Here is a 23,986-nt window from a genome sequence, read left to right as displayed (position 1 = left end):
TTAGGTATTAACATGAAAGTACTCTTAATAGATGATGATATTGAGCTTGTTGAGTTATTAACTGAATACCTTTCATCGCACGGATTTTCAATCACCGCTTTTCATCGTGGTGACACAGGCTTATCACACGCACAAACACACGATTATGACGTGATATTATTAGACGTGATGCTACCTGGCATTGATGGCTTTGAAGTGCTAAAACAGCTGCGCCAAACCAAATTAACTCCAGTGATTATGCTAACAGCTAAGGGAGAAGATTTTGACCGAATTTTTGGTCTTGAGCTCGGCGCTGACGATTATCTTGCTAAACCGTTTAACCACAGAGAACTATTGGCGCGTGTAAAAGCTATTACACGACGAATTGAAAATATCCAGCAACTTCAAGCCAATAACTCGTTAGAAGAAAACGGCATCCGCCTCACTCCGCATACACGAGAAGCTTTCGCTGCTGAGAATAAGATTGAATTAACAGGTACTGAATTTGAAATCTTGTTTTTATTACTCAACAACCAAGGGGAAATAGTCAGTAAAGAAACTATCAGCGAACAAGTACTTGGTAGAAAATTAGCCCCTTTTGACCGCTCAATTGATATGCATGTAAGTAATATTCGAAAAAAAATTGCAGAGCACATTGAACAAGAAAAAATCAAAACAGTCCGCGGTGCTGGCTATATTTTACTTGGGAGTAGCTAATGCTAAAACTATTCAACCCAAGGAATTATCTATTTTTCAAAATCTTCGGTTGGTTTTGGCTAACTATTTTATGTACTTTTTCAGTACTATTTTTGCTAAGTCAGGTAACTGAAACTAGCGTTGATAGCCATACACTTCATGGGCCTAGGTTATTAAACCTAAAACGCCTAGCAAGTGGCTTAGAAAAAGCTCAACTAAAAAAGCCAGACAAAACATTGGAACAATTAGCATCTCACCCACGAATAGCACGTCACCGCTTACTTTATTTTACCTTGCCTGACAGCAATCTTGCTTTTTTTAATCAACAAGCCAAAGAACAACCTGATGTCAGCTTATTGGCATTCACCCAGCAACTTGCGCCACAAATCATAACAACCTCACAGTATCGTGCTCTCGGACCTATTAAGGTAAGTTATAACAACCAAGAGTACTTGATGTACGATATCGAGCCTTGGCGCTCACCACCATTAGGCATTCGTATCATGTTAATGCCACTATGGCTTAAAATGCTCGTGGTGATTGGCGCAACTCTTTTGCTCAGTTTGTTCTTTAGTCGAGTGTTAATAAAACCAATAAATGCCTTAAAGCAGGCGACCTCACAGTTGGCTAAGGGGAAACTTGATACCCGTGTCGCTATCACTAGCAAGTCTGGAGATGAACTGACATCATTAGCAAAAGATTTTAATAAAATGGCACAACGACTTGAGTCTGTAGTTACTAGCCAAAAACGCCTAATGGCAGACATCTCTCATGAATTACGCTCGCCACTGACACGACTTCAAATGGCGGCAGGACTTGCTCAATTAAAGCAATCAAGAGAACAAGAAAGTTATTTAACCCGCATTGAAAAAGAAGCAAACAATCTAGATAAAATGATCTCTGATGTATTAAAGCTGTCGCGATTAGAAGCGAATAATCAATATATTGAAAAAGAACAACAGCCTTTACAGTCTATTTTACATCAAGTACTCAAAGATGCAGAGTTTGAGTCTGAGCAACAACAAAAAACACTCAAAATTTACGGTGAAAGCCAAAAACAGTTATCATTAGACGCAGCATTAATTGCCAGTGCCTTTGAAAATATACTAAGAAATGCAATTAAATATGCAAAAGCAACTATTGATTGCACGATTTGTGATACAGATAATACAGTAATTATTACTATCTGTGACGATGGTGAAGGCGTCAATGACACGGATTTACCCTATTTACTGGAACCGTTTTACCGAGTTTCGCAATCACGAGAAAGACAAAGTGGCGGAGCAGGACTTGGCTTGGCAATAGCTAAGCAGGCCATTGAGTTACATCAAGGTACTATCTCATTAGAAAATCAACCCGATTCTGGATTAAAAGTAATAATTACACTTAATGATGAAACAAAATAATATCGATCAGTTTTGGCAAAATGTAACTCACGCAAAATTAAGCTTTCATGGTAACCAACTTAGTTACGCATTCATTATTCCAAAAAACGCAAAAGCTGCTGTTACTATCGTTAATGGTCGCTGTGAAAGCTACTTAAAGTACCAAGAGGTAGCTTATGATTTATACAGCCAAGGATTTGCTGTATTTATGTTTGACCATCTAGGTCAAGGCCTTTCAAGCCGCCTATTACCAATAGCAGAGAAAGGATACATTCATCAATTTAGTGATTATATTGAAGGCTTAGCGCTTTTTGTAAATCAAGTTGTAAAGTCACACTGGCGAGGTTTGCATTATCTACTGGCGCACTCTATGGGCGCAGCGGTGAGTTACCTTTACTTGGCTAGTCACCCTCATCCTTTCCAAAAAGCAGTACTCAGCGCCCCGATGTTTGGTATTCCAACCAAAGGAATACCATATACACTTGTGAAATTATTGGTCACTATATTGAGTCTTTGTGGGTTTCGTCATCATTACTTTTTTGGCCAATCGGGCTACCAAGAAAAACCTTTTTTTAATAATCAATTAATGCAAAGTGAATCCCGTTACGCAACATTTAGAAAATTGTACAAGGAAAACCCTGGCTTACAATTAGGCGGAGTAACTGTAGGCTGGCTAAAACAAGCTTTTGGAGCCATAGATAAAATCAGAAATACCCCTGCCCCTTTACCTATTTTATTGCTGCAAGCAGAGAACGACACAATTGTAAAAAATAGCGCCCAAGATAAAGTGATCAATAAAAACAAACTAATCTCTAAAAAAATATATCAAGACAGCCTGCATGAAATTTTATTTGAGCAAGACCCTATTCGCAGCCTTGCCTTAAATGATATTTATGATTTTTTTAAGACGGATCTTTGTGAATAAGCACATCAACTTCGCCTTCAATTATTTTATGAATAGCGGCTTCCACTTCTTCCGATATACGATGAGCATGCGCTAAGGTTAAGTTGCTATCTAGCTCTAAATGCATCTGAATAAACTTGGTTGGGCCACTTTGGCGTGTTCTCAGATCATGAAAACCCAATACTTCTGCATGCGCTAATATGGCTTGTTCAATCTCAGTTTTAACTTCGTCATCTAGCTCTTTATCCATCAGGTAATCTGTCGCCTCTCGTGCAACATCATAGGCATTATAAAAAAGGTAACCTGAAATTAGCAGGGTAAAAATACCATCACTGTAGACCCAGCCAATGTTAGCTAGTAAAAGCGCTACAATGACACTTAGATTTAACAGTAAATCACCTTTGTAATGTAGCGAATCTGCTTTAATCGCAACTGATTTAGTTTGTCTTAACGCCCAATGTTGAATAGTGATTATTAATAAAGTACAAAAAAGTGCATAAACACTGACTGCTACCCCAGTCATTACTGATGCGCTGACAACAGGGTTTAACAACCGCTCCGCACCATAAAACGCAAGTAAACACGCACTGCCCGCAATAAACGCAGCTTGCCCTAATCCCACTAAAGATTCAGCTTTGCCATGACCGAAACGATGGTCATCATCAGCCGGCACTAAGGCAATTCTAAGTACCCAAAAATTAATTGCCGATGCAGTAATATCGAGTAAAGAATCCGTCAAAGAACCAAGCATTGTCGTAGATCCAGTACTAAGCCACGCCCAAAATTTTGCAGCAACCATGGTGCTTACTAACACTAACGTTAGGCTACTAGAAAGCTTAACCCAATATGCGTAATCTTTTTTTTTCATTATAAATTTTGCTGCCCCTGTGAAATTTGAGCGTAGAACTATTGCTATTACTTATAGTATCGAACCTGAAAGCTTTGATAAACTAGTATAAAACACTTAATCATAGGTTAAACATGTTAGATATCGTGCTGTACCAGCCGGAAATTCCACCAAATACGGGTAACATTATTCGTTTATGCGCAAATACAGGCTTTAAACTTCATTTAATTGAGCCTCTTGGTTTTGAATGGGATGATAAACGCGTGCGACGTGCAGGTTTAGATTACCATGAATTTAGTCATGTAGAACGCCACGCCAACTTAGAAGCTTTTTTAGAAAAAACCCAACCTAAACGAGTGTATGCCTGCACCACCAAAGGCTCAGGGCACTATCACAAAGCACAATTCGAACGCGGTGACTGCCTATTATTTGGTCCAGAAACTCGTGGTTTACCGAATGACCTTATTGAGTCATTACCGAATGAACAGCGCTTACGTATCCCAATGATGCCTGATAGTCGTAGTATGAACTTATCCAATGCGGTTGCAGTCTTTGTTTACGAAGCTTGGCGTCAGTTTGATTTTGAAGGTGCCATTTAATAGGCGTATAAAAATCCCTACTTAATATGGCGCTTTAAACTCGCACTTTGCGAAAATTAAACTAAGCTCAATTTAAAAACACTTGCTAGCTAGACAGTATAATTGAAGCGCCAAATTCTTTTTCATTGTTGCATAATATTTTTTATATGTGTATTTTCCATATTTTCCAGCGCTGCGGATGAGACAAACTCACAAAGGCTAACAGCGTTAGCGAATTTTAAGCAACAAAATATATCAATCAATGATATTACATCATTACCTAATGGTGCGTCGTTATTTGCAACCTCCCAAGGATTGTATTTATTCACTCAACAAAAGCTGGTCAAAGCAAGTGATCCGATACTAAAACGTCTAAGTAATTCAACTTTCAAAGAAATATTACAAGTGAATCAGAGAGTTTTTTTGGCCTCTGATAAGCACCTTGTTGAGTACCACTTAATAAACCAAACGCTAAAAACAATTTACAGTGAATCTGTTTCACAATTGAAGGCGTTCAATAATCAATTGTTTTTCCTAAATAGAGGTCAATTGTTTAAATACCATCTCAACTCGCAAAAAATTGAGAGTCTAACTGAGGCTTTAAATGAGTTTGCACATGATTATCAGCCGGTAAATCACAGTTCTTTTTGGCTCACAACAAACGCAAATGAATTACTCTACATTGAAAAAACACAAAATATAAAAAAGCGCTTTAAATTAACAAAACCTGTACACTCTTTCTTGCTCGACCGCAAAAACAGACTGTGGTTTACCCAGAATAAAGCGCTTTATTTTGTTAATCCTGGCATTTTGGATATTGAAAAGGCAGATATCGAACTAAATATTGATGAGATGTTTTTAATTGGCGAATCTTCGTTATTACTGCAAAGCCAAGGAAATATTTATCAATTTCACCCTTACGATGGCAAGCTTAATCACCTTAAACTTCCTCTAACTAGCAATATTTACCCATTAGATAACAACAACATTTTATTAAAACAACAAAACAATAGTTGGTACATAACCTCAATCAGCAAATTAAATATCACTTTGTCAAAACTAAACTCTCTTTTTAATCATCAGTTTGCGAAATATCAGTTTCAAGAAGCTCAATGGCAAGGTGAATATATATATTTAAAAAATGAGCATGGTTTATGGCGCTACCACATTGCTAAAGATGATTTATCTCAGCTAATTCAACACCATGGTATCAAACAATTTTATTTAAACAGTGAAGGGAAAATATGGTTTGCAGACGCTCGGTTTATTTTTATCTATGATCTTACAACTCATCAACAACAAGCAAAGTTCCCATTTACGCACTCTGTTTCCCTTGTCGGTGATGGAAAAAGCCCACCATATGTTGTTACAGCTAAAGGTATTTACCGTAACACCGGTAATGTCACGTTTGCCCTTTTTAATTCTCCTGAGCAACTTGGAGAAATAAAACTAGCGAGTTTCTACAATGGTATGTTTTATTTAGCTACCGAAACCGGCTTTTGGCAATTAAAAAAACAAGGAAGTGAATGGCATTCTGATCTCTTACTAAAACGCAGTGTTAAACATTTCACACACCATCAAGGGCGTTACATTTGGTTGAATACAACCAATCAAATGTTATTATTTGATGTTGAGTTAAATCAAACTGTGGCTCGATTTGACACAAATAACATAGTACAAAGCGACTTTGATTTTTACTTTGATCAACAACAGCATTTTGTTCATAATAACTCCGTTATTTCTTATAGCCTAGAAAAAGCTCCCCCTATCCAACCTTTAACTGGGTTAACTGTAAGTGGAATCAGTGTAAATAAAGACACTAATAACTTAATCACAAACTCCGTTAAACTAAGCCAAAATGAAACCTTGGTCACCATTTCTCTATTCGATAATGATGTCCCAGCAAGCGCTCTTGCGCTTAGCTATCGAGTTTCAGAAAAAATGCCTTGGATTGAGTTGCCACAGGGACAGGACACCGTTGCGCTAAACGCTAATGATAAATCGTTTCAAAAGATCATAATATTTAACCGTAATGGATTAAAACAACAACCTATTACAATACATTTTTCGCATGACTATTTGCATTATAATAGTTGGCAAATCACTACTCTAGTGTTGGGTTTGACGCTTCTTATCATTATGTTTTTATGGTGGTTAAAACATCGTAAAGATGCCCAATACGGTCTAACATCAGCACTGCTTGCACAAACCCAAGAAGCTGTTTGGATAAGTGACGCAGAGCTCAAAGTATTGAAAATCAATGAACCTTTTTACACCATTACAGGCTATAGCCAAGCTAACGTGCAAGGGAAGCAATTAAAAATATTCGACGGTAAATCACGGAATACTAAGCTTGAACAAATTATTAAATGCGCAATAGTGGATAAAGGCTCTTGGTCTGGCGAACTTTGGAGTAAACGAAAAAATGCCGACCTAATTGCAATATCACTAAATATCACCAAGGTCAGGTTACCGAGTAAATTAGGTTTCACCACCAAGATACATTACGTGGGTATGTTTAAAGACATCACTTTGCAAAAACAACATGAAAAACAATTAAGAGACTTAGCCACTCGCGATCAAATAACCGGACTAATTAATCGCACTGTATTTATTGAACAACTGACTTTGGCAATTAATGCAAGCTCAAGTAGCCAACCGGAGTTTTGTGTATTAATTGTCAACATCGATAATTTTTATAAGATAAATGATGCTTTAGGCCATAGTTATGGTGATAGAGTACTAAAAATGACATCGCAGCGACTAAAACAAGCCCTTTCACCTAACTTTACGCTTGCCAGTCTGGGGGGGGATGAATTTGCCATTTTATTACCACCCCATATTTTCAAACCCTTAAATATTTTTAATATAAAACGTTTGTGTGAAAAGTTACTCTCTGAAGTTTCTCGCACAATGCTGCTTGATGATTTAGAGCTATGTTTATCTGCAAGCATTGGCGCAGCAATTTACCCTGATAATGGGTTTGATAGCGAGTCAATATTGCGTAGTGCTGATTCAGCCCTTCAACACGCTAAGGCAAATGGAAAAAATACCTTTCAAATCTTTAATCGCAAAATTAAAACCCACTCGCCTGCGTCACTTTCAATTGAAAATGAAATAAACCGCGCCATTATAGACAAAGAATTTATTTTATATTATCAACCTAAATTTAATACTCGAACCAATCAAATTTGTGGTGTGGAAGCGCTTGCTCGCTGGCCCGATGGTAATCAAGAGGTCCGCAGTCCCGCTCAGTTTATCTCAGTTGCAGAAGCCAATAACGCCATCATTCCATTAACCCGAGTATTGATTGAAGTGTGCTGCCAACAAATAAAACAATGGCAACTTAGAGGGATAAAACTAAATGGACGTGTAGCATTAAACTTATCGGCAATTCATTTTCAGCGTTCTGATTTAATTGAAGATTTAACAAATTATTTGCAGAAATACCAAATATCAGGGGACACCATGGAGCTAGAAATCACCGAAAGTGTCATGATGAACGACCCTGAATTTGCTCTACAACAAATGCTCAAGTTAAAGCGCTTAGGTTTTACTATAGCACTTGATGATTTTGGCACAGGTCACTCATCTTTAAGTTACCTTAAACAATTCCCAATTGATCGGCTTAAAATCGACCGTTCATTTGTAATTGACATTGAACAATCAGAGCAAGATAGAAATATTACTGCAACCATTATTCGTTTAGCCAAATATTTAAATATTGATGTCGTTGCTGAAGGGGTTGAAACCGAAGCGCAGTCTTACTTTTTACATGTTATGGGATGTGATGTAGTGCAAGGATACTTTTTTAGTAAACCGTTACCCTGCGAACAGTTAGAGAAATTTATTGAGCAAACCAAAGTGTTAATTAGTCAGCCTAAATAAAACTAGAAAGGCTTAAACCATAGCTAAAGCCTTTCTTAAATTAAGCTTCTGCTTTTTTCTGCCGCCCCAGCAAATTCATAGCTGCTAGTTTTACGTCCTGCCCTTTATAAAGCACGTTGTAAATCTGTTCACAAATTGGCATTTCAATACCTGTTCGCTCAGCAAGTAAAAAAACTTCTTTGGTGTTACGGTAACCTTCTACCACTTGACCAATTTCTTGTTGTGCTTGCTCAACAGTTTGACCTTTACCAAGCGCCAAACCAAATCGACGGTTGCGCGATTGATTGTCGGTACAGGTTAGGATTAAATCACCCAAACCAGCCATACCCATAAAGGTTTCTTGTTTTGCTCCTAGGGCAACGCCTAGACGAGTCATTTCAGCAAGACCGCGAGTGATTAACGCAGTACGAGCATTGGCACCAAAGCCAAAACCATCTGAAATACCCGCGCCAATTGCAATCACATTTTTAATTGCACCACCGAGTTGCACACCTACCAAGTCATCATTGGAATACACGCGGAAAGAGCGACCACAGTGCAGCATTTCAGAAACATCTTCAACTAACTTAGTATCCGCTGAAGAAAGAGATATCGCTGTTGGTAATCCAATAGCCATCTCTTTGGCAAATGTTGGCCCAGATAACACACCGAGGCTAACATCATCACCTAGCACTTCTGCAGCTAACTGGTGCAATAAACGGCCAGTGTTAGGTTCAAGCCCTTTGGTTGCCCATAAAACTCGTGCTGTTGGTCTTAAATGCGGTTTGATTGCCGTTAATGTTTCGGCAAACGCATGACTAGGTACAACCACCAGCACCACATCTGATGATGACACAGTCTTAGCAAGATCATCATGTAATGCCAAGGTATCTGGAAACGCTGCACCAGGTAAATAACGCTGGTTTTCACGCGCTGTTGCGAGTTCTTCAATTTGTGCCTTATTGCGTCCCCAAAGAACCACATCATGTCCATTTCGGGCAAAACAAATAGCAAGGGCGGTCCCGTAAGAGCCCGCCCCTAGTACTGCAACAGCATTATCTGCTGAAGTAGTCATAACAAATTATGCGTCAGCAGCTTGTGATGCTTGTTGTTGCACATATTGCGCAAATAATGCATCAAAGTTAACTGGAGCAAGGTTTAACTGTGGGAACGTACCACGGTTAACCATATTTGAAACTGCTTCACGTGCGTATGGGAATAGTACGTTAGGACAGAAAGCTCCTAGCATGTGCGCTAGTTGACCTTCGTTAGCAACGCCAATTGCGAAGATACCAGCTTGTTGTACTTCACATAAGAACGCTGTTTCTTCACCAATTGTTGCATGAACAGTTACAGAAAGCACAACTTCAAACACACCGTCATCAAGCTTGTTTGAACGAGTATCTAAGTCTAATTTAACTTCTGGCGCCCACTCTTTTTGGAAAATAGCTGGTGAGTTTGGCGTTTCAAATGATACGTCTTTTACATAAATACGTTGAACTGCAAACTGAGGACCTTCTGCTTGTTGTTCTGCGCCTAAGTTTTGATTCTCTTCTGTCATTTTAATTTCCTAAAATTTATTTTATACAAGCAAACTGTCAAGACGACCAGACTGTTCTAACCTCATCATATCATCACAACCGCCAATGTGTTGGTCATTAATGAAAATTTGTGGAACAGTGTAACTACCGTTTGCTTTTTCAATCATTTCATCGCGAAGTTCAGGCTGAGCTGCAATATCAAACTCAGTAAACTCAACACCTTTTTGTGTTAAAAGCATTATCGCTCTAACACAAAATGGGCATGTTGGTTTTGTGTAGATAACAATATTCGCCATGATTATTTTCCTGTTGTAAGCGGTAAGTTAGCGTTTTGCCAAGAAGTAATACCTCCTGATAACACATTCACCTGCTCATAACCTGCTTTAACCAGTCCATTAGCAATGGACTGTGCAGTCATACCTGAAACACATACCAAGATAATTGGGTCAGATTTAAACTTTTCAAGGCCAACAAACTCTCCTTGCTTTGCTTTTTCTGCTGCAAGGTGAACACTGCCTGCAATATGACCTTGGTTAAAGTCTTTTAAGGCACGGATATCAACAACATGGCCGTTTTCACGGTTGACTAAATGCGTCAGTTGTTGAGGACTAACCTGTTTCACAGCTGAAAAGCGAGATTTAAACCACCCAAGTACAATGGCGCCCAATAAGCCAACCCAAATTAAACATAAAATCAGGTTGTTAGTAACAAATTCGACAAATTGTGCCATCACTTTCTCAATTTTTCTTTACATTAAAAGTGGCCAAGTATACACGGATGATATGAATAAATTCTAGCTCTGCTAGGGTTTCTATTGAAAATTTTAAAAGCACATAGCTTTACTGCTGAATCTGTGGTGAAAAAATGATATAAAAGACGCGCTATTTTGTGCGCTGTGCTTATACGCGCAATTCTATTTGAATGAGGAATGAGAATGTCGTTACAGAAAAAACCATTAGTACTGATTATCTTAGATGGTTGGGGATACAGTGAAAAAACCGAGAGTAATGCTATTTTAGCAGCTAACACACCGGTAATGGATCGTTTGTGGAAAGAATACCCAAGCACACTTATTTCAGGTTCTGGTTTAGATGTAGGCTTACCTCATGGTCAAATGGGTAATTCTGAAGTGGGCCATGTAAATTTAGGTGCTGGCCGCATTGTGTATCAAGACTTTACACGTATTACCAAAGCAATTGACGACGGCGAGTTTGCCGAAAACCCTGCCATTGTCAATGCGATAGATAAAGCCGTTGCTAACGACAAGGCAGTTCACCTATTAGGCCTTTTAAGCCCAGGTGGCGTGCATTCTCATCATGAACATATTATTGCTGCTATCGATGTTGCTGCAAAACGTGGCGCTAAAAAAATCTACGTTCACGGCTTTTTAGACGGTCGTGACACAGCACCGCGCAGCGCAGAACAACCAATTAAAGATATCATCGCAAAATGTAAAGCGCTTGGCGTTGGTCAAATCGCCAGCTTAATTGGCCGTTATTTCGCAATGGACCGTGATAACCGCTGGGATCGCGTCGAGAAAGCCTATAACTTAATGACACAAGGTAGCGCTGAATACAGTTTCAACTGCCCATTAGCCGCTTTAAATGCTGCATATGAACGCGACGAAAATGATGAATTTGTTTCTGCATCAGCTATTTTAGATGGCGACAAAGCTGCAACCATAAATGATGGCGACGCCATATTATTTATGAACTTCCGAGCTGATCGCGCACGTCAAATGACACGTGCATTTGTTGATGCTGACTTTGCTGGTTTTTCTAAACAAAAAACCCCTGCACTTGCCGATTTTGTTATGTTGACTGAATACGCAGCGGATATCAAAACTAGCGTTGCTTTCCCACCGGAAAAACTTGCAAACGTGTTTGGTGAATGGTTAGAAAAACACAACAAAACCCAACTTCGCATTTCTGAAACAGAAAAATACGCACACGTTACGTTTTTCTTCAGTGGCGGTCGTGAAGCTGAGTTTGAAGGTGAGGACCGTATATTAATTCCATCACCTCAAGTTGCAACTTACGATCTGCAACCAGAAATGAACTCGGCAATGCTAACCGACAAATTAGTTGAAGCAATCGAGTCTGGAAAATACGATGCAATTATTTGTAACTACCCGAACGGTGATATGGTTGGTCACTCAGGAGTATTTGATGCTGCAGTTAAAGCGTGTGAAGCCGTAGATAGTTGTATTGGTCGTGTAGTTGACGCGTTAGAAAAAACAGGTGCGGAAGCACTTATCACTGCCGACCACGGTAATGCTGAACAAATGGTTAACCCAACGACAGGTCAAGCGCACACAGCACATACTAGTGAGCCTGTACCTTTTATTTATGTTGGACGAAATGCGACACCACTTGAAGACAAAAAGCTTAGTGATGTAGCGCCAACAATGCTTCACCTAATGGGCTTAGAGCAGCCAAGCGAAATGACTGGCGAAACCATTATGAAGTTGAACTAAGCCATGCGCTGCTCTGTTTTATTAGCTGTTTTATTTGTATTAGCTTGCCAAGTGCAAGCTAATACCGAGCGCACTAAAGACGACCTCAACCAAGTTCAGCAGCAACTTAAAGACACAAATAAAGCATTCAAAGAGCAGCAAATTCTGCTAAACCAAATTGAACAAGACCTCAAAAATGCAGATGCAGCGATTGCTGCCAGTTCAAAAAAACTAAAACAACTTAAATTTGATGTTGAATTAAACCTCACCGAGCAAGCAACCTTAAAAGACAAAATAAAATCGCTTGAAAGCGATAAAAAAAATCAGCAAGCAGCCCTCGCTGCGCAGCTTAAAAGCGCGTTTATGACGGGCAACCATGATTATGGCAAATTATTGCTCAGCCAAGACCAAGTTCAACATGTAGAACGTACATTAAATTATTATCAATATCTTAACAATGCGCGCATCAAAGAGCTCGAAAAGTTAAAAGCGACACTTATTGAGCTAGAAAATAGCCGCCAACTGCTTGAACAAAATCAAACGCAACTTGAAGTGCTGCTAAAAACACAAAAAGAGCAGCAAAACATGTTGCTCGCAGCTAAAAATGAACAAAAAGAAAAATACCAAACATTAAAAAATACGTTACAAAAAACTCAATCCCAGCTGGTTTATCTCAAACAAAATGAGCAAGTGTTAAAACAAACTCTTGAACAGCTAAGCCAAGATTTAGTCGAAAGTGAAGTGAAGCTTGATGGCTTACAGGGGCGTAAAGGAAAACTCGATTGGCCGTCTCGCGGTAAACTCACCTACCGTTTTGGACAGAAAAAGCACGGCAGCCTTAAATGGAAAGGCGTTTTAATGAGCGGTAAAGAAGGTGCACCAGTTAAAACCATTGCTGATGGTCAGGTTCTTTTCGCTGACTGGTTAAAAGGATTTGGCTGGGTCATTGTGGTTGATCATGGTAAAGGATTTATGAGTCTTTATGGCCATAGCCAAGCACTATTGAAGGAAGTTGGCGATAAAGTGAGAGCAGGTGAACAAATTGCTTTAGTCGGACAAAGCGGTGGACAATCAAATCCTAGTCTATACTTTGAAATACGGCATAAGGGAAGAGCGGTAAACCCTGTTAAATGGTGTAGACGAATTTAGGATTTAAAATTGGCTGCACCTCATTTAAGGAGTGAGCCAATGACTTTTTTTCTTAACACATTAAAAATTAGTATATTAATTTGTGTTATTTCGATAGCACCTGTATTGGCTGATTCTAAAGCAGCCGCACAAGTCTCAATAGCTGAAGTATTAGCGAATATCCAGCATTTTTATGTTGATGACATTGATGCTCAAAAACTTAACCAGCACGCTATTGAGTCTATTTTCAAGCAACTCGACCCCCATTCTGAATTTCTCGACCAAAACGAACTTGAAGCATTATTTAATGTTGCTAATGGCCGCTACACTGGATTAGGCATTGAAGTTGAACAACGTGAAGAGCACATTGTTATTGTCGCAGCGGTTGAAAACTCGCCTGCCCATACAGCTGGGTTAATTAAAGGTGATATCCTACTAAAAGTGAATGGCACTTCAGTTATTAACCAAACCATTAAACACGTTTCCCAGTTAATCAATCAAAAACAGCAGCCTCAAGTGACACTCACAATCGCACGCAGTGGACACATTGACCCGCTATTTTTTGAGGTAGAACGTAAAAAAATCGACCTTAAAAGTGTACGAGGTAGTATCAATAATCAAGGTGTCGCTTATCTTCGCATTATAAACTTTAACAACCACACACTTTATGATGTTGCAAAAGAATTGGCACATTTGTCGCAAATTGTGGCAGGAGATATAAACGGTCTCATTATTGATTTACGTGACAATCCGGGTGGCATCTTAGATAGCGCTATAGAAGTATCTGATTTATTTTTAGAAAGTGGTGTAATTGTTAGTACCAAAGGACGTTTTGCTGAAGCTAATCAAGAGTATTATGCACAAGAAGGTGACGTATTAAGTGGCGCACCAATCATTGTTTTAATTAATGAAGGCTCTGCTTCTGCTGCTGAAATTCTTGCTGGAGCTTTACAAGATAACCAAAGAGCGGTTTTGGTTGGTACGCGATCTTATGGTAAAGGCTCCGTACAATCTCTTATCCCACTTGGTGATGGCCAAACTGCATTAAAGCTAACCACTGCAAAATATTACACTCCTAGTGGGCGTTCAATTGAAGGCACGGGTATCTTACCTGATTACCCAGTTATACAAAACACACTAACTCATAATGAAGGTTTTTCAACACTCAAAGCTGATTCCTTTATAAATGCAAAAGTGCATGATCTTCAGCTCGAAAAAGCGTGGCAATTGTTAGAAAAATAAGTCATCATAAATTAGGTTTATAAATGGGCTCAGGATGAGCCCTAACTAATAAATAAAAAAATAAGAATTCGTGTGCGCCCATTTATCTACTTAATTTTATTAATATTAAACACATATAGTGTGCAATGTTTTGCTGCACGAGTAGCAATCCTGATCGATGATATCGGTAATCATGCCAACGATTTAACAACGTTAGATATCTCTGGACAATTGTCATACGCGATTTTACCCTACACGCCTTATGCCGATTCCTTTTCACAACGTGCAGCGTCTCTTTCTCGTGATGTAATACTACACGTTCCTATGGAAGCTGTTAGCGGCAAAGCTTTAGGACCAGGAGCCTTAACTTCCGACATGGATAAAAGCGCTCTACAAAAGCAACTTATTACTGCATTAGATGACTATCCAAAAGTGATAGGCGTTAACAATCATATGGGTTCATTTTTAACGCAAAAAGTAGTGCCTATGGCATGGACTATGGAAGTGCTGAGAGACCGCTCTTTATTCTTTATAGACAGCAAGACCTCCAAAGATAGCCAAGCACAAAATATGGCAAAACTTTTCGGTGTCGCCAATGCATCTCGACATGTGTTTTTAGATAACATCCCAAATGAAACACAAATGATGTTCAGATTAAAGCAACTAATACATATCGCTAAAAAATCTGGCAGGGGTATTGCGATTGCTCATCCTTATCCAGAGACAATCAAGTTTTTACCTAACGCAATAAATGCACTCAAAGAAGAAGGGATAGAATTGGTACCAGTGTCTGAGTTGCTTACTCATCAGCCAATTAGGCTTGCAAGTCAAAAAGATGCAGATTAATTATCTTTAAACATTATCAAATTTGGAGCAATAAGCAGATTAGCTTTTTGCCCCACATGTTAAAACATCCATCATGCAAAGATAGTTTTTGCATCGCTTAGTAGTGATTTATATTCATCACTGTCAAGCACACTAATTTCTGTTAATACACCTTTATCAACATAAGTTTGCAAGGTAGCCTCTCGATCAGCTACGTTGAGCACTCCCTCACTAATCGCTGCAATGCGAATAAAATCAACGTAAGATGGCTTTTCCGGGTTATGTTCTGGACTCGCCCAAAGTTCAGCAACTTCAACAAATTCATCAGTAAAATCCCAAGCCCGCATGATTTGCCCACCAATGCGACCTCCTAGTTTTTGAATTGCTTGTGCTAGAAATTGTGGGTTTGCAAAGACATCTTGATGACGCTCAGCTTCAGTAAGAATTGGTAAGATACCAATGTTATATACCAATGAAGCGAGTGTAATTGTGTCAATATTCAGTGAACTATGTTTGTTGTTCTTTAAATGTAAATTGAGCAAAGTGATTGCCGATGAGGCAACATCCACGGTTTTTTGCCAACTTTTTGAAAGGTATTCTTTTATTATTTTATTTTTGGAAACAAAGAGTTGCTCCATTGCCATTGCCGTTGCAATGTTTTTAATTTGTCTTAAACCAATACGAGTAACAGCCTGATTTAAAGTTGATACTTTGATTGAACGCCCTAAAAAAGCACTGTTTGCCACTTTTATCATACGTGCTGAGAGCGCAGGGTCATGAGCAATAACATCACTCATATCCAAAAGGTTAATCTCAGGATTATCTGCTGCTTCTCTTACCTTAACTGCAACTTCAGGAAGGGTTGGTAACACGAGCGTATCGTTGTTAATTTTCTCAACTAAAATGGTAAGTAATGCGTTTTCTGTAGACATATAAAAATCGTCCTTTTTATAATTTTCTGTTTGCCCGAGCGAACTCGTTGCACCAAGTAACCAACAGGTTTCAACCAACATATTTAATATTTAAGCAAATTTTGATTATAGTTTTATGTTATATTTCAAAGCTCTTTAGAATAAGCTTAGCCTAAATATCGCACTGCGTTAAACAATTTATTCGGTTAAATTAAATTGTTCAATTAATGCGAGTAATTGCTCGTTACTATATGGTTTCGCTGGAAAAGTTCCCCAAACCGGTTTTGGCCATGCAACATCATTTTGGTAACGCGCAATATGATGAATATGTAATTGTTCAACAACGTTACCAAGTGCAGCAACGTTTAATTTATAAGGTGAGAATACATCACGGATCAAATGCTGTAATTGACGTGACTCATGTTGTAGGCCATTTTGTTGAGCATCATTTAAATCAATAATATCTCTCGCACCTTCAACCTTAGGTACCAAAATAAACCAAGGGTACTGACTATCATTCATTAAGAGCACCTTACAAAGTGACCAATCAGCTATTTCAATACAGTCTCTTTGCAACTCTTTTGCTAACTCAAACATTACATTACCTTTTTGAATATTTACGTCGTTTATAGCAATTAGTTGCCATTAGATCTATATCTTCATACCATCTGGCAATCACACATAACTGTAACTAAGAGTAAATAATGAATAAGACATTGATTGCTTTAGCAGGGGCAAGTTTAATAAGCGCTTCAGCGTACGCTGAGCCACTAACCCTTGAGCGCATTTTTTCTGACCCAAGTTTGGCAGGTAAAGCCCCTGTAAAACTAAAGTTTTCCCCGGATGGAAGCCGTGTTACTTACCTACAAGGTAAAAAAGAAGACTATAACCGTTACGATCTTTGGGAATACAATTTAAAAGACAAAACCAATCGTTTATTAGTTGATTCAAACAGTATTTTCTCTGGCCCTGAAACTTTATCAGACGAAGAAAAAGCACGCCGTGAACGCATGCGTGTATTTGGTAAAGGCATCATGGAATACATCTGGTCTAAAGATGGCAAAGCACTTCTTTTCCCTTTAAATGGTGATATTTATTACTATGACCTTGCAAAACAGCAATCTCGTAAACTGACTAACACACCTGAATTTGAAACAGACGCTAAAATTTCACCTAAAGGCAATTTTGTTTCATACATTCGAGCGCAAAACCTGTTTGTCCAAAACTTAGCTACAGGGCAAGAAATTCAATTAACCAAAGATGGCGCTGATACCATTAAAAATGGTATGGCTGAGTTTGTTGCACAAGAAGAAATGAGCCGAATGACAGGCTATTGGTGGAGCGGCAATGAAGAAAAAATTGCATTTACACGTATTGATGAATCACCTGTAGCAGAAGCTATTCGTAACGAAATTTACGCTGATGAAGTAAAGCTATTTAACCAACGTTACCCATTTACAGGTACTAATAACGTCGATATTCAACTGGGTGTTGTTAGCCTTAACTCACAGCAAATTGATTGGGTTGATATGGGTGAAGATAAAGACATTTATCTTGCCAGAGCACAATGGCTAAAAGATGATAAAACACTGTCTTACCAATGGCAAAATCGCTCACAACAACGTTTAGAACTGCGTTTTTATAACAGTGATAGCAAAAAACAAAAAACAGCACTGACAGAAACCAGTAACACCTGGATTAATCTGCATTTTGATTTGCGTTTTCTTGATGACAAAAAGCACTTTGTTTGGGCATCAGAGCGTGATGGCTTTAAACACCTTTACCTATATAAAGTAGATGGCACCTTAGTACGCCAAATTACACAAGGTGATTGGATTGTTGAGAGTATCAAAAGCATTGATGAAAAAAATGGCTTAGTTTACTTCTCAGGCCGCGCAGATACACCGCTTGAAAGTCACTTATATTCAGTAAAGCTATTTGAAAAATCAAAACCTAGTCGTTTAACTGAAACAGGTAAATTCCATTCAGTTGTCATGGCAAAAGATAACCAAACCTTTATTGACCGAAGCTCTAGTGTAAACCAGCCTGCACAAGTATCACTGCGCGATAATTTAGGTAACTTTATTACTTGGTTAGAACCAAATCGCCTTGATAATAATCACCCATTAACACCTTATCTAAATGATTTAGTAGAGCCAGAATACGGCACATTAAAAGCTGATGACGGCCAACAAATGCATTATCGTTTATTTAAGCCTAAAGCGCTTGAGGCTGGTAAAAAGTATCCTGTAATGGTGAATGTCTATGGCGGACCTCATGCGCAACGTGTTACCAACAGCTGGCGCAGTAAAAACCTCTATTTCCAATATATGGTGCAGCAAGGTTACATTGTATTCCAACTAGATAATCGTGGTTCATATAATCGTGGTAAAAAGTTTGAAGATCCTATCTACAAACACTTAGGTGAAATTGAAGTACAAGACCAAATTAAAGGTGTTGAATTCTTACGTACTCTTGATTACGTAGATGCTGAACGAATTGGTATTTATGGCCATAGCTATGGTGGCTATATGGCACTAATGACGATGTTTAAAGCGGGTGACTACTTTAAAGCTGGTGTATCCGGTGCACCGGTAACAGATTGGGCACTTTACGACACTCATTACACTGAGCGCTACTTAGGTCACCCAGACACAAATGCACAAGGTTACGAAAAGAGTGCTGTATTCCCTTATGCAGAGGGCTTATCTGGTCCATTAATGATTTATCACGGCATGGCCGACGATAACGTATTGTTTACCCATGCAACTAAGTTATTTAAACAATTACAAGATAACGCTCAACAGTTTGAAATGATGACTTACCCAGGCTCTAAGCACAGCCTGCGAGGCAAAAAAGTGCAAACACATTTGCATCAGACAATTACTGATTTCTTTAATCGTCATTTTCAAAAACAGAGACAAACCAATTAGTGTTAATGATTAACCGTCGCTAGTAACTCTCTGTGATAAAAGTGGTTTTAAACCATTCAAAACTAAATAAAAGGCCAAACAATATTTGGCCTTTTATTATAAAGCTAATAGATTTAATAGGTTACAAACAAAATGTAGCATAAATGCTCGCAAGTGATGCAGCGGTTGGTTTGCCATGTTGCCAATCGCCACCTTCAACGCCACTTCCAGCAATGTCCACATGTATATATGGAATAGGTAATTCTGAGCTTGCACCGTGTTTGTCTAAGCCAGAAGCCACAGCTAAAAATGCCATTGGGAACTGGTGCCCACGTGCAGTAATTGCTGATGGTGCATTGTTACTTGAAAGTACATCATCTGCTAATGTTTTAGGTGCGATAAAGCTGTAATCTTCACGGCGCTCACGCGAAACTTCTGAGCCATCTGCCCATAAATCACCTTGCGCTGCGATGTTGTGCGATAAGTTAAGTGCTCTTGATGCACCATTTTCAACCAGCGCAGTATAAGGCCCCATAGCACGTGCGGCGTGACCTGTTAGTGTTGCAACAGTAAATACAACAGGATTCACTTCACCTTTTGCAACATCTTTAATTTCACTTAGTAAATCACCCATTGCTAAACGACCTTCAGCATCAGTATTACCAATACGTACGCGCACACCTTCACGGCTTGTTATAATTTCATCTGGTACAAAACAGTCAGAACCGATTGAATTACGAACAACAGCTAAGTACGCGATTACCTTAACGCCTTTAGGTTGATGTTCTGCAAGACTCTTCATAAAGCCCGCAACCGATGCTGCCCCCCCTTTATCTCGACTCATACCAGCCATTGCGCCACCTACTTTTAAGTCCGCACCACCGGTATCATATACAAGGCCTTTACCTACAAATAAAAGTGTTCTTTCAATATCACCTTGCGGTACATATTCAAGTTTAATGACTCTTGGATGGTGGCGTTCAACTGCATATGAAGCACGCGCAACGGTGCTAAGCATCGGGTAATTCTTATCAATAAATTGTGTATCCGAAATCACCTCTACAGAAACCGAGGTATTTTCAAATAAGGCTTCACAATACTCAGCAAATTTTGGCGGAGCCATACGCTCAGGCTCTGTACCACATAGATCACGAGCGGCATACTGCCCCATTGCAATGGCATGAGCATAATGGCTATCAAACTCACCAATCATCGTAATTGACTGAATTGGTTCAATTTCAGCACCATGATATTCTCGCGCTTCAAGTGGTTGCCATAATGCTTGGCAGGCACCTAAATAAGATACAGTTATCGCTTGCTGATAGCGCGTATCATGATGACCAAGCACTAAAATCGCAGGGTTTGTTGAGCCAGCTTGTTTTGCTTCTAAAATCCCTTGCTTTGCTGCATCAAAATAACGACGCACATCATCATAATCACGGTTTAAAGGACCCGTAGGCGCTAAAATTAGACGCTTACCAGGCGCTTCATCATTTACCAATAAAAGTGATTTTTGCCCAATACGTCTGTCGTACTGAGCAGTTTTTAAAACACTTTCTTTAAATTCATCTGGTAAAAGAGATAAGTCTGGCGAGATAATAATTAAGCCATCAACGTATTGGGGTAAATCTGAAATAGATGTCGCGTAAAGCGCCTTAGGTGAAGTCATTTTTAAACCTTACTGAACGAATAATAACGCTGTCTAATGTCGCGTTAGTTTAGAAAAGATGGCTTAAATATGGGGTTAAATTTAGAAAATTCAAGTTTCAAACATAGTAAGCTGCTCTTGAGCACATTGACTATCTGCAATGCCAACGCCTATACCTAATAATCTCACTCCTTTATTTGCCCCGCGCTGATAGGCTTTTTCGATTAAGCTGGCAAAAATTTCATCGTCTAATTGATTGCAACTATAATCAGCTGTGGTGCTCACAAAATCGTTAAATTTAACTTTAACTGATAACTTCGACACTTTGTTTATCAACCCTTTAACCTCCAGTCGCGTATTAAGCTCAGCACGTAGTTTTGGCAATTCTTGCAAACACTGTGCAAGAGATGTTTTGTCGTATTCATAGGTATGTTCAACTGAAAGTGATTTTCTAATTCGAGACATATTAATATTGCCAATCACTTCTCCATTACATTTTTTAAATAGCTCAGCCCCCCAATTACCAAACTTCACCTGCATTTGGTTTAATCCCAAATTAAGCACGTCTTGCCCAACAAACAAGCCCGACGCATTTAATTTCTCCAGAGTCACTTTTCCTACCCCTGGAATTTTTTTGAGGTTGAGCGACTTAAGAAATGTATTTACGCGGTGAGGGGGAATTAAACAATAACCGTTAGGTTTATTTTCATCACTCGCGATTTTAGCTACAAACTTAATTGGCGCAATACCAGCAGAGGCTGTTAACCCCGTTGTTTGATAAATTTCATCTCGAATAGCATTGGCAATTAACGTTGCACTACCAGAATGAAGCTTACAATCTGTCACATCAAGATAAGCTTCGTCTAGTGACAATGGCTCTATTAAATCCGTATATTTAGCAAAAATATCGCGCACTTGGCATGACACTTCTTTATAAACCGACATTCGACCTGGCACAATCAGTAAGTCTGGACACAATTGCAACGCTTTATAGTTAGACATAGCAGAGCGCACACCATATTGACGCGCAATATAATTTGCAGTAGCTAACACCCCTCTTCGGTGTTTGCCACCGATAGCAATGGGCTTATCTCTTAAATCGGGATTGTCACGCATTTCAACAGCGGCATAAAAACAATCCATATCGATATGTATAAATTTTTTCAAAATAAAAACACTGTTTGTATATACAGTTTTATTATGAACCATTTAAATAACTTTCAGCAAGCCCTTATTTTTAGTCAAAATAGCTAACATTTAGTTTTAAACACTAATCGCATCACATAACAACAAAAATAAACCATTGATAAATAAGACAATAATTTATGGCATCGTTTCTGCTATAGAAATGAAAATTATAATATTTGAAATTTATTCAAGGAATTTTATGAAATACTTAGTTTTAGCATCAGTACTTACTCTTCCACTACTAACAGGCTGTGTTGTCGCTGTTGGTGGAGATGGTAAAACCAGCCATACCTCTAGCTGGGAAAGAACTCATGAGAAAAACCGTAAAGCAATCTCAAATATGGAACTTGGTAAAGAATACCAACAAGTAATAAATAAATTGGGCACACCAAGTTTTTCAGAACTAGTTAAACAAGGCGATACAGAATTTCGTGTACTTTATTACGCAACAAACTCAGTTCATTCTGATGGAAAAACCACTAAAGACGAATGTACACCGCTTGTTTTTAAAAATAATCAGTTAACTGGTTGGGGCGAAAATGCCTTAAACCAACTTAAAAACTAGTCAATTCAAAGGAGCAACTAAGTTTGCTCCTTCTTACAAAAACCCCAAAAAACTATTCATTTATAAGCATTTGCAATTAACCGTTGACTATTACGACAAGTTTCGTAATATTAAATACGAAAGGCATCGTAATTAGGTGGATAAAATGGATAGATTTAATCTGGTAATTGGTCATAACGACCCAACATTCAAAGACATTATCTCAAAGCAAATTGATAACTCGCTTTTTGCATTAAGTAATGTTGAATCTTGTTTTACGAAGTTAATAAAAGCCTGTAAAGAAACAAGCGCCAAAGTACTCTTTATTCAAAATGAGCTAATCAAAGAAAAAGATTGGATTACATTGCAATCGTTGGCAAGTTCAACTGAAATAGTGCTGTTATCCAATAATCGAATTGATGCAGCAAAAGCATTTGAGTTTGATTTATTTGACTTTATATTGGAGCCTATTGCGAGCTCTCGTCTTGGCAAAACATTTGATAAATTATCGCGCTTGCTTTCCCCTGAGAAAAAGCAGTTTGACCTTGTGAGTTCATTAATGCAAAAGCTTACCCCAAATAAGCCAGATGATCGTCAAATTGTTCTAAAAGACGCTGGTCGCATTAAATTTTTAACACCAGATGAGATTTCATGGGTTGGCGGTGCTGGCAACTACGTTGAACTGCATTTAAGTGAAAACGAGCGCACTATTCTTCATCGTCAGACATTATCGTCAATGGAACAACAGCTATTGCCTTACGGGTTTATACGAATTCACCGCTCTGCAATTATTAAGAAGCAAGCTATTCGCGAAATACGCCCAACTGACAACGGTGACTATATTGTAACGCTTAAAAACGGGGCAAATCTCAACTTATCTCGACGTTACAAACAAAATATGCACGAGTTAATTTGTTGACAAATTAACTCAATCACTTAGAGTAAAGATTAATCTACGAAAAGTGACGTAATTATGAATAAAAATAAACGCGTACCTACCAGTGCTGAGCTAAATATTTTAAATGTGCTTTGGCGTATTCAGCCCGCTACTGTACGAACGTTACATGAACATATCAGTGAAACGCAAAAAATTGGTTACACCACTGTTCTAAAAATGCTGCAAATTATGCACGAAAAAGGACTTGTCACTCGTGATGAATCAACCCGAGCTCATGTTTACTCTGCAACTAATTCAGTGGAACAAACACAATCATCTTTACTGTCTGATATTGTCAATAAAGCATTTGGTGGTTCACGTTTTGATCTTGTTATGCGCGCACTTGGCGACAAAGCAAGTTCAGAAGAAATCAGTGAAATTCGTACTCTTTTAGACTCTCTTGAAAAAAATAATAAGTAA

The 23,986-nt window shown here is 38.6% G+C and carries 22 protein-coding genes; 13 read left to right on the top strand and 9 right to left on the bottom strand.

Annotated features, from left to right (window positions below; translation table 11 throughout):
• Positions 1 to 12 precede the first annotated feature (12 nt).
• The 3 genes from ABYD77_RS02080 to ABYD77_RS02070 are packed head-to-tail and all read left to right on the top strand — an operon-like array spanning position 13 to position 2,985.
• A complete protein-coding gene (locus ABYD77_RS02080) occupies positions 13 to 696 on the top strand; it encodes a response regulator (RefSeq protein WP_372766529.1) in 684 nt (227 codons plus the stop codon).
• The gene (locus ABYD77_RS02075; RefSeq protein WP_372766527.1) at positions 696 to 2,081 is read left to right on the top strand and encodes an ATP-binding protein; all 1,386 of its coding nucleotides are present in this window, start codon (positions 696 to 698) and stop codon (positions 2,079 to 2,081) included. The genes ABYD77_RS02080 and ABYD77_RS02075 overlap by 1 nt, the downstream gene beginning before the upstream one ends.
• Positions 2,065 to 2,985 carry an alpha/beta fold hydrolase gene (locus tag ABYD77_RS02070; protein WP_372766525.1) on the top strand — a complete coding sequence of 307 codons (921 nt, stop codon included), beginning with the start codon at positions 2,065 to 2,067 and terminating at the stop codon, positions 2,983 to 2,985. The genes ABYD77_RS02075 and ABYD77_RS02070 overlap by 17 nt, the downstream gene beginning before the upstream one ends.
• Here ABYD77_RS02070 and ABYD77_RS02065 read toward each other — a convergent pair.
• The gene (locus tag ABYD77_RS02065; RefSeq protein ID WP_372766523.1) at positions 2,963 to 3,832 is read right to left on the bottom strand and encodes a cation diffusion facilitator family transporter; all 870 of its coding nucleotides are present in this window, start codon (positions 3,830 to 3,832) and stop codon (positions 2,963 to 2,965) included. The two genes, ABYD77_RS02070 and ABYD77_RS02065, sit on opposite strands and share 23 nt — an antisense overlap.
• Before the next feature lie 113 nt (positions 3,833 to 3,945).
• Between ABYD77_RS02065 and trmL the strand changes: the two genes are divergently transcribed.
• A complete protein-coding gene (gene trmL, locus ABYD77_RS02060; protein WP_372766521.1) occupies positions 3,946 to 4,410 on the top strand; it encodes a tRNA (uridine(34)/cytosine(34)/5-carboxymethylaminomethyluridine(34)-2'-O)-methyltransferase TrmL in 465 nt (154 codons plus the stop codon).
• 528 nt (positions 4,411 to 4,938) lie between these two features.
• Positions 4,939 to 8,277, top strand: coding sequence for an EAL domain-containing protein (locus ABYD77_RS02055; protein WP_372766519.1), 3,339 nt, complete (start codon positions 4,939 to 4,941; stop codon positions 8,275 to 8,277).
• Positions 8,278 to 8,317: 40 nt separating this feature from the next.
• On the opposite strand, the gene gpsA is transcribed toward ABYD77_RS02055, so the two are convergent.
• The 4 genes from gpsA to ABYD77_RS02035 are packed head-to-tail and all read right to left on the bottom strand — an operon-like array spanning position 8,318 to position 10,527.
• On the bottom strand, positions 8,318 to 9,331 hold the full coding sequence (gene gpsA / locus ABYD77_RS02050) for an NAD(P)H-dependent glycerol-3-phosphate dehydrogenase (protein ID WP_372766517.1): 1,014 nt from the start codon (positions 9,329 to 9,331) through the stop codon (positions 8,318 to 8,320).
• A gap of 6 nt (positions 9,332 to 9,337) precedes the next feature.
• Positions 9,338 to 9,817 carry a protein-export chaperone SecB gene (gene secB, locus ABYD77_RS02045; protein WP_372766515.1) on the bottom strand — a complete coding sequence of 160 codons (480 nt, stop codon included), beginning with the start codon at positions 9,815 to 9,817 and terminating at the stop codon, positions 9,338 to 9,340.
• A gap of 21 nt (positions 9,818 to 9,838) precedes the next feature.
• A complete protein-coding gene (gene grxC, locus ABYD77_RS02040; RefSeq protein WP_372766513.1) occupies positions 9,839 to 10,093 on the bottom strand; it encodes a glutaredoxin 3 in 255 nt (84 codons plus the stop codon).
• A gap of 2 nt (positions 10,094 to 10,095) precedes the next feature.
• Complete coding sequence (locus ABYD77_RS02035) at positions 10,096 to 10,527, bottom strand: rhodanese-like domain-containing protein (RefSeq protein WP_274761025.1); 432 nt, start codon at positions 10,525 to 10,527, stop codon at positions 10,096 to 10,098.
• A gap of 204 nt (positions 10,528 to 10,731) precedes the next feature.
• On the opposite strand from ABYD77_RS02035, the gene gpmM reads away from it, so the two are divergent.
• The 4 genes from gpmM to ABYD77_RS02015 all read left to right on the top strand — a co-directional run bounded on the left by gpmM (position 10,732) and on the right by ABYD77_RS02015 (position 15,447).
• Entirely contained in the window at positions 10,732 to 12,273 is a 1,542-nt protein-coding gene (gene gpmM, locus ABYD77_RS02030) for a 2,3-bisphosphoglycerate-independent phosphoglycerate mutase (protein WP_372766511.1), read from the top strand.
• 3 nt (positions 12,274 to 12,276) lie between these two features.
• Complete coding sequence (locus tag ABYD77_RS02025; RefSeq protein ID WP_372766509.1) at positions 12,277 to 13,401, top strand: murein hydrolase activator EnvC; 1,125 nt, start codon at positions 12,277 to 12,279, stop codon at positions 13,399 to 13,401.
• A 39-nt stretch (positions 13,402 to 13,440) separates the two neighbouring features.
• Positions 13,441 to 14,622 carry a S41 family peptidase gene (locus tag ABYD77_RS02020; RefSeq protein WP_372766507.1) on the top strand — a complete coding sequence of 394 codons (1,182 nt, stop codon included), beginning with the start codon at positions 13,441 to 13,443 and terminating at the stop codon, positions 14,620 to 14,622.
• A gap of 72 nt (positions 14,623 to 14,694) precedes the next feature.
• Positions 14,695 to 15,447, top strand: coding sequence for a divergent polysaccharide deacetylase family protein (locus tag ABYD77_RS02015; RefSeq protein ID WP_372766505.1), 753 nt, complete (start codon positions 14,695 to 14,697; stop codon positions 15,445 to 15,447).
• Positions 15,448 to 15,518: 71 nt separating this feature from the next.
• Here ABYD77_RS02015 and ABYD77_RS02010 read toward each other — a convergent pair whose 3' ends face one another.
• Complete coding sequence (locus ABYD77_RS02010) at positions 15,519 to 16,358, bottom strand: HDOD domain-containing protein (RefSeq protein WP_372766503.1); 840 nt, start codon at positions 16,356 to 16,358, stop codon at positions 15,519 to 15,521.
• Between the two features lie 177 nt (positions 16,359 to 16,535).
• Complete coding sequence (locus ABYD77_RS02005) at positions 16,536 to 16,934, bottom strand: HIT domain-containing protein (protein WP_372766501.1); 399 nt, start codon at positions 16,932 to 16,934, stop codon at positions 16,536 to 16,538.
• 107 nt (positions 16,935 to 17,041) lie between these two features.
• On the opposite strand from ABYD77_RS02005, the gene ABYD77_RS02000 reads away from it, so the two are divergent.
• Positions 17,042 to 19,270, top strand: a complete 2,229-nt coding sequence (locus tag ABYD77_RS02000) for a DPP IV N-terminal domain-containing protein (protein WP_372766499.1) — start codon at positions 17,042 to 17,044, stop codon at positions 19,268 to 19,270.
• A 121-nt stretch (positions 19,271 to 19,391) separates the two neighbouring features.
• On the opposite strand, the gene ABYD77_RS01995 is transcribed toward ABYD77_RS02000, so the two are convergent.
• Together ABYD77_RS01995 and dinB are read right to left on the bottom strand one after the other, a co-directional pair.
• A complete protein-coding gene (locus ABYD77_RS01995) occupies positions 19,392 to 20,918 on the bottom strand; it encodes a leucyl aminopeptidase family protein (protein WP_372766498.1) in 1,527 nt (508 codons plus the stop codon).
• A 90-nt stretch (positions 20,919 to 21,008) separates the two neighbouring features.
• The gene (gene dinB, locus ABYD77_RS01990) at positions 21,009 to 22,064 is read right to left on the bottom strand and encodes a DNA polymerase IV (RefSeq protein WP_372766496.1); all 1,056 of its coding nucleotides are present in this window, start codon (positions 22,062 to 22,064) and stop codon (positions 21,009 to 21,011) included.
• Between the two features lie 220 nt (positions 22,065 to 22,284).
• On the opposite strand from dinB, the gene ABYD77_RS01985 reads away from it, so the two are divergent.
• The 3 genes from ABYD77_RS01985 to ABYD77_RS01975 all read left to right on the top strand — a co-directional run bounded on the left by ABYD77_RS01985 (position 22,285) and on the right by ABYD77_RS01975 (position 23,986).
• Positions 22,285 to 22,650: a DUF3192 domain-containing protein gene (locus tag ABYD77_RS01985; RefSeq protein WP_372766494.1), complete on the top strand. Its 366-nt coding sequence runs from the start codon at positions 22,285 to 22,287 to the stop codon at positions 22,648 to 22,650.
• A 145-nt stretch (positions 22,651 to 22,795) separates the two neighbouring features.
• On the top strand, positions 22,796 to 23,548 hold the full coding sequence (locus tag ABYD77_RS01980; protein ID WP_372766493.1) for a LytR/AlgR family response regulator transcription factor: 753 nt from the start codon (positions 22,796 to 22,798) through the stop codon (positions 23,546 to 23,548).
• Positions 23,549 to 23,602: 54 nt separating this feature from the next.
• On the top strand, positions 23,603 to 23,986 hold the full coding sequence (locus ABYD77_RS01975; RefSeq protein WP_372766491.1) for a BlaI/MecI/CopY family transcriptional regulator: 384 nt from the start codon (positions 23,603 to 23,605) through the stop codon (positions 23,984 to 23,986).

The sequence above is a fragment of the Pseudoalteromonas sp. genome, from assembly GCF_041629635.1.
Taxonomy (GTDB): Bacteria; Pseudomonadota; Gammaproteobacteria; order Enterobacterales; family Alteromonadaceae; genus Pseudoalteromonas.
This window is presented reverse-complemented; position numbering and strand designations above follow the sequence as displayed.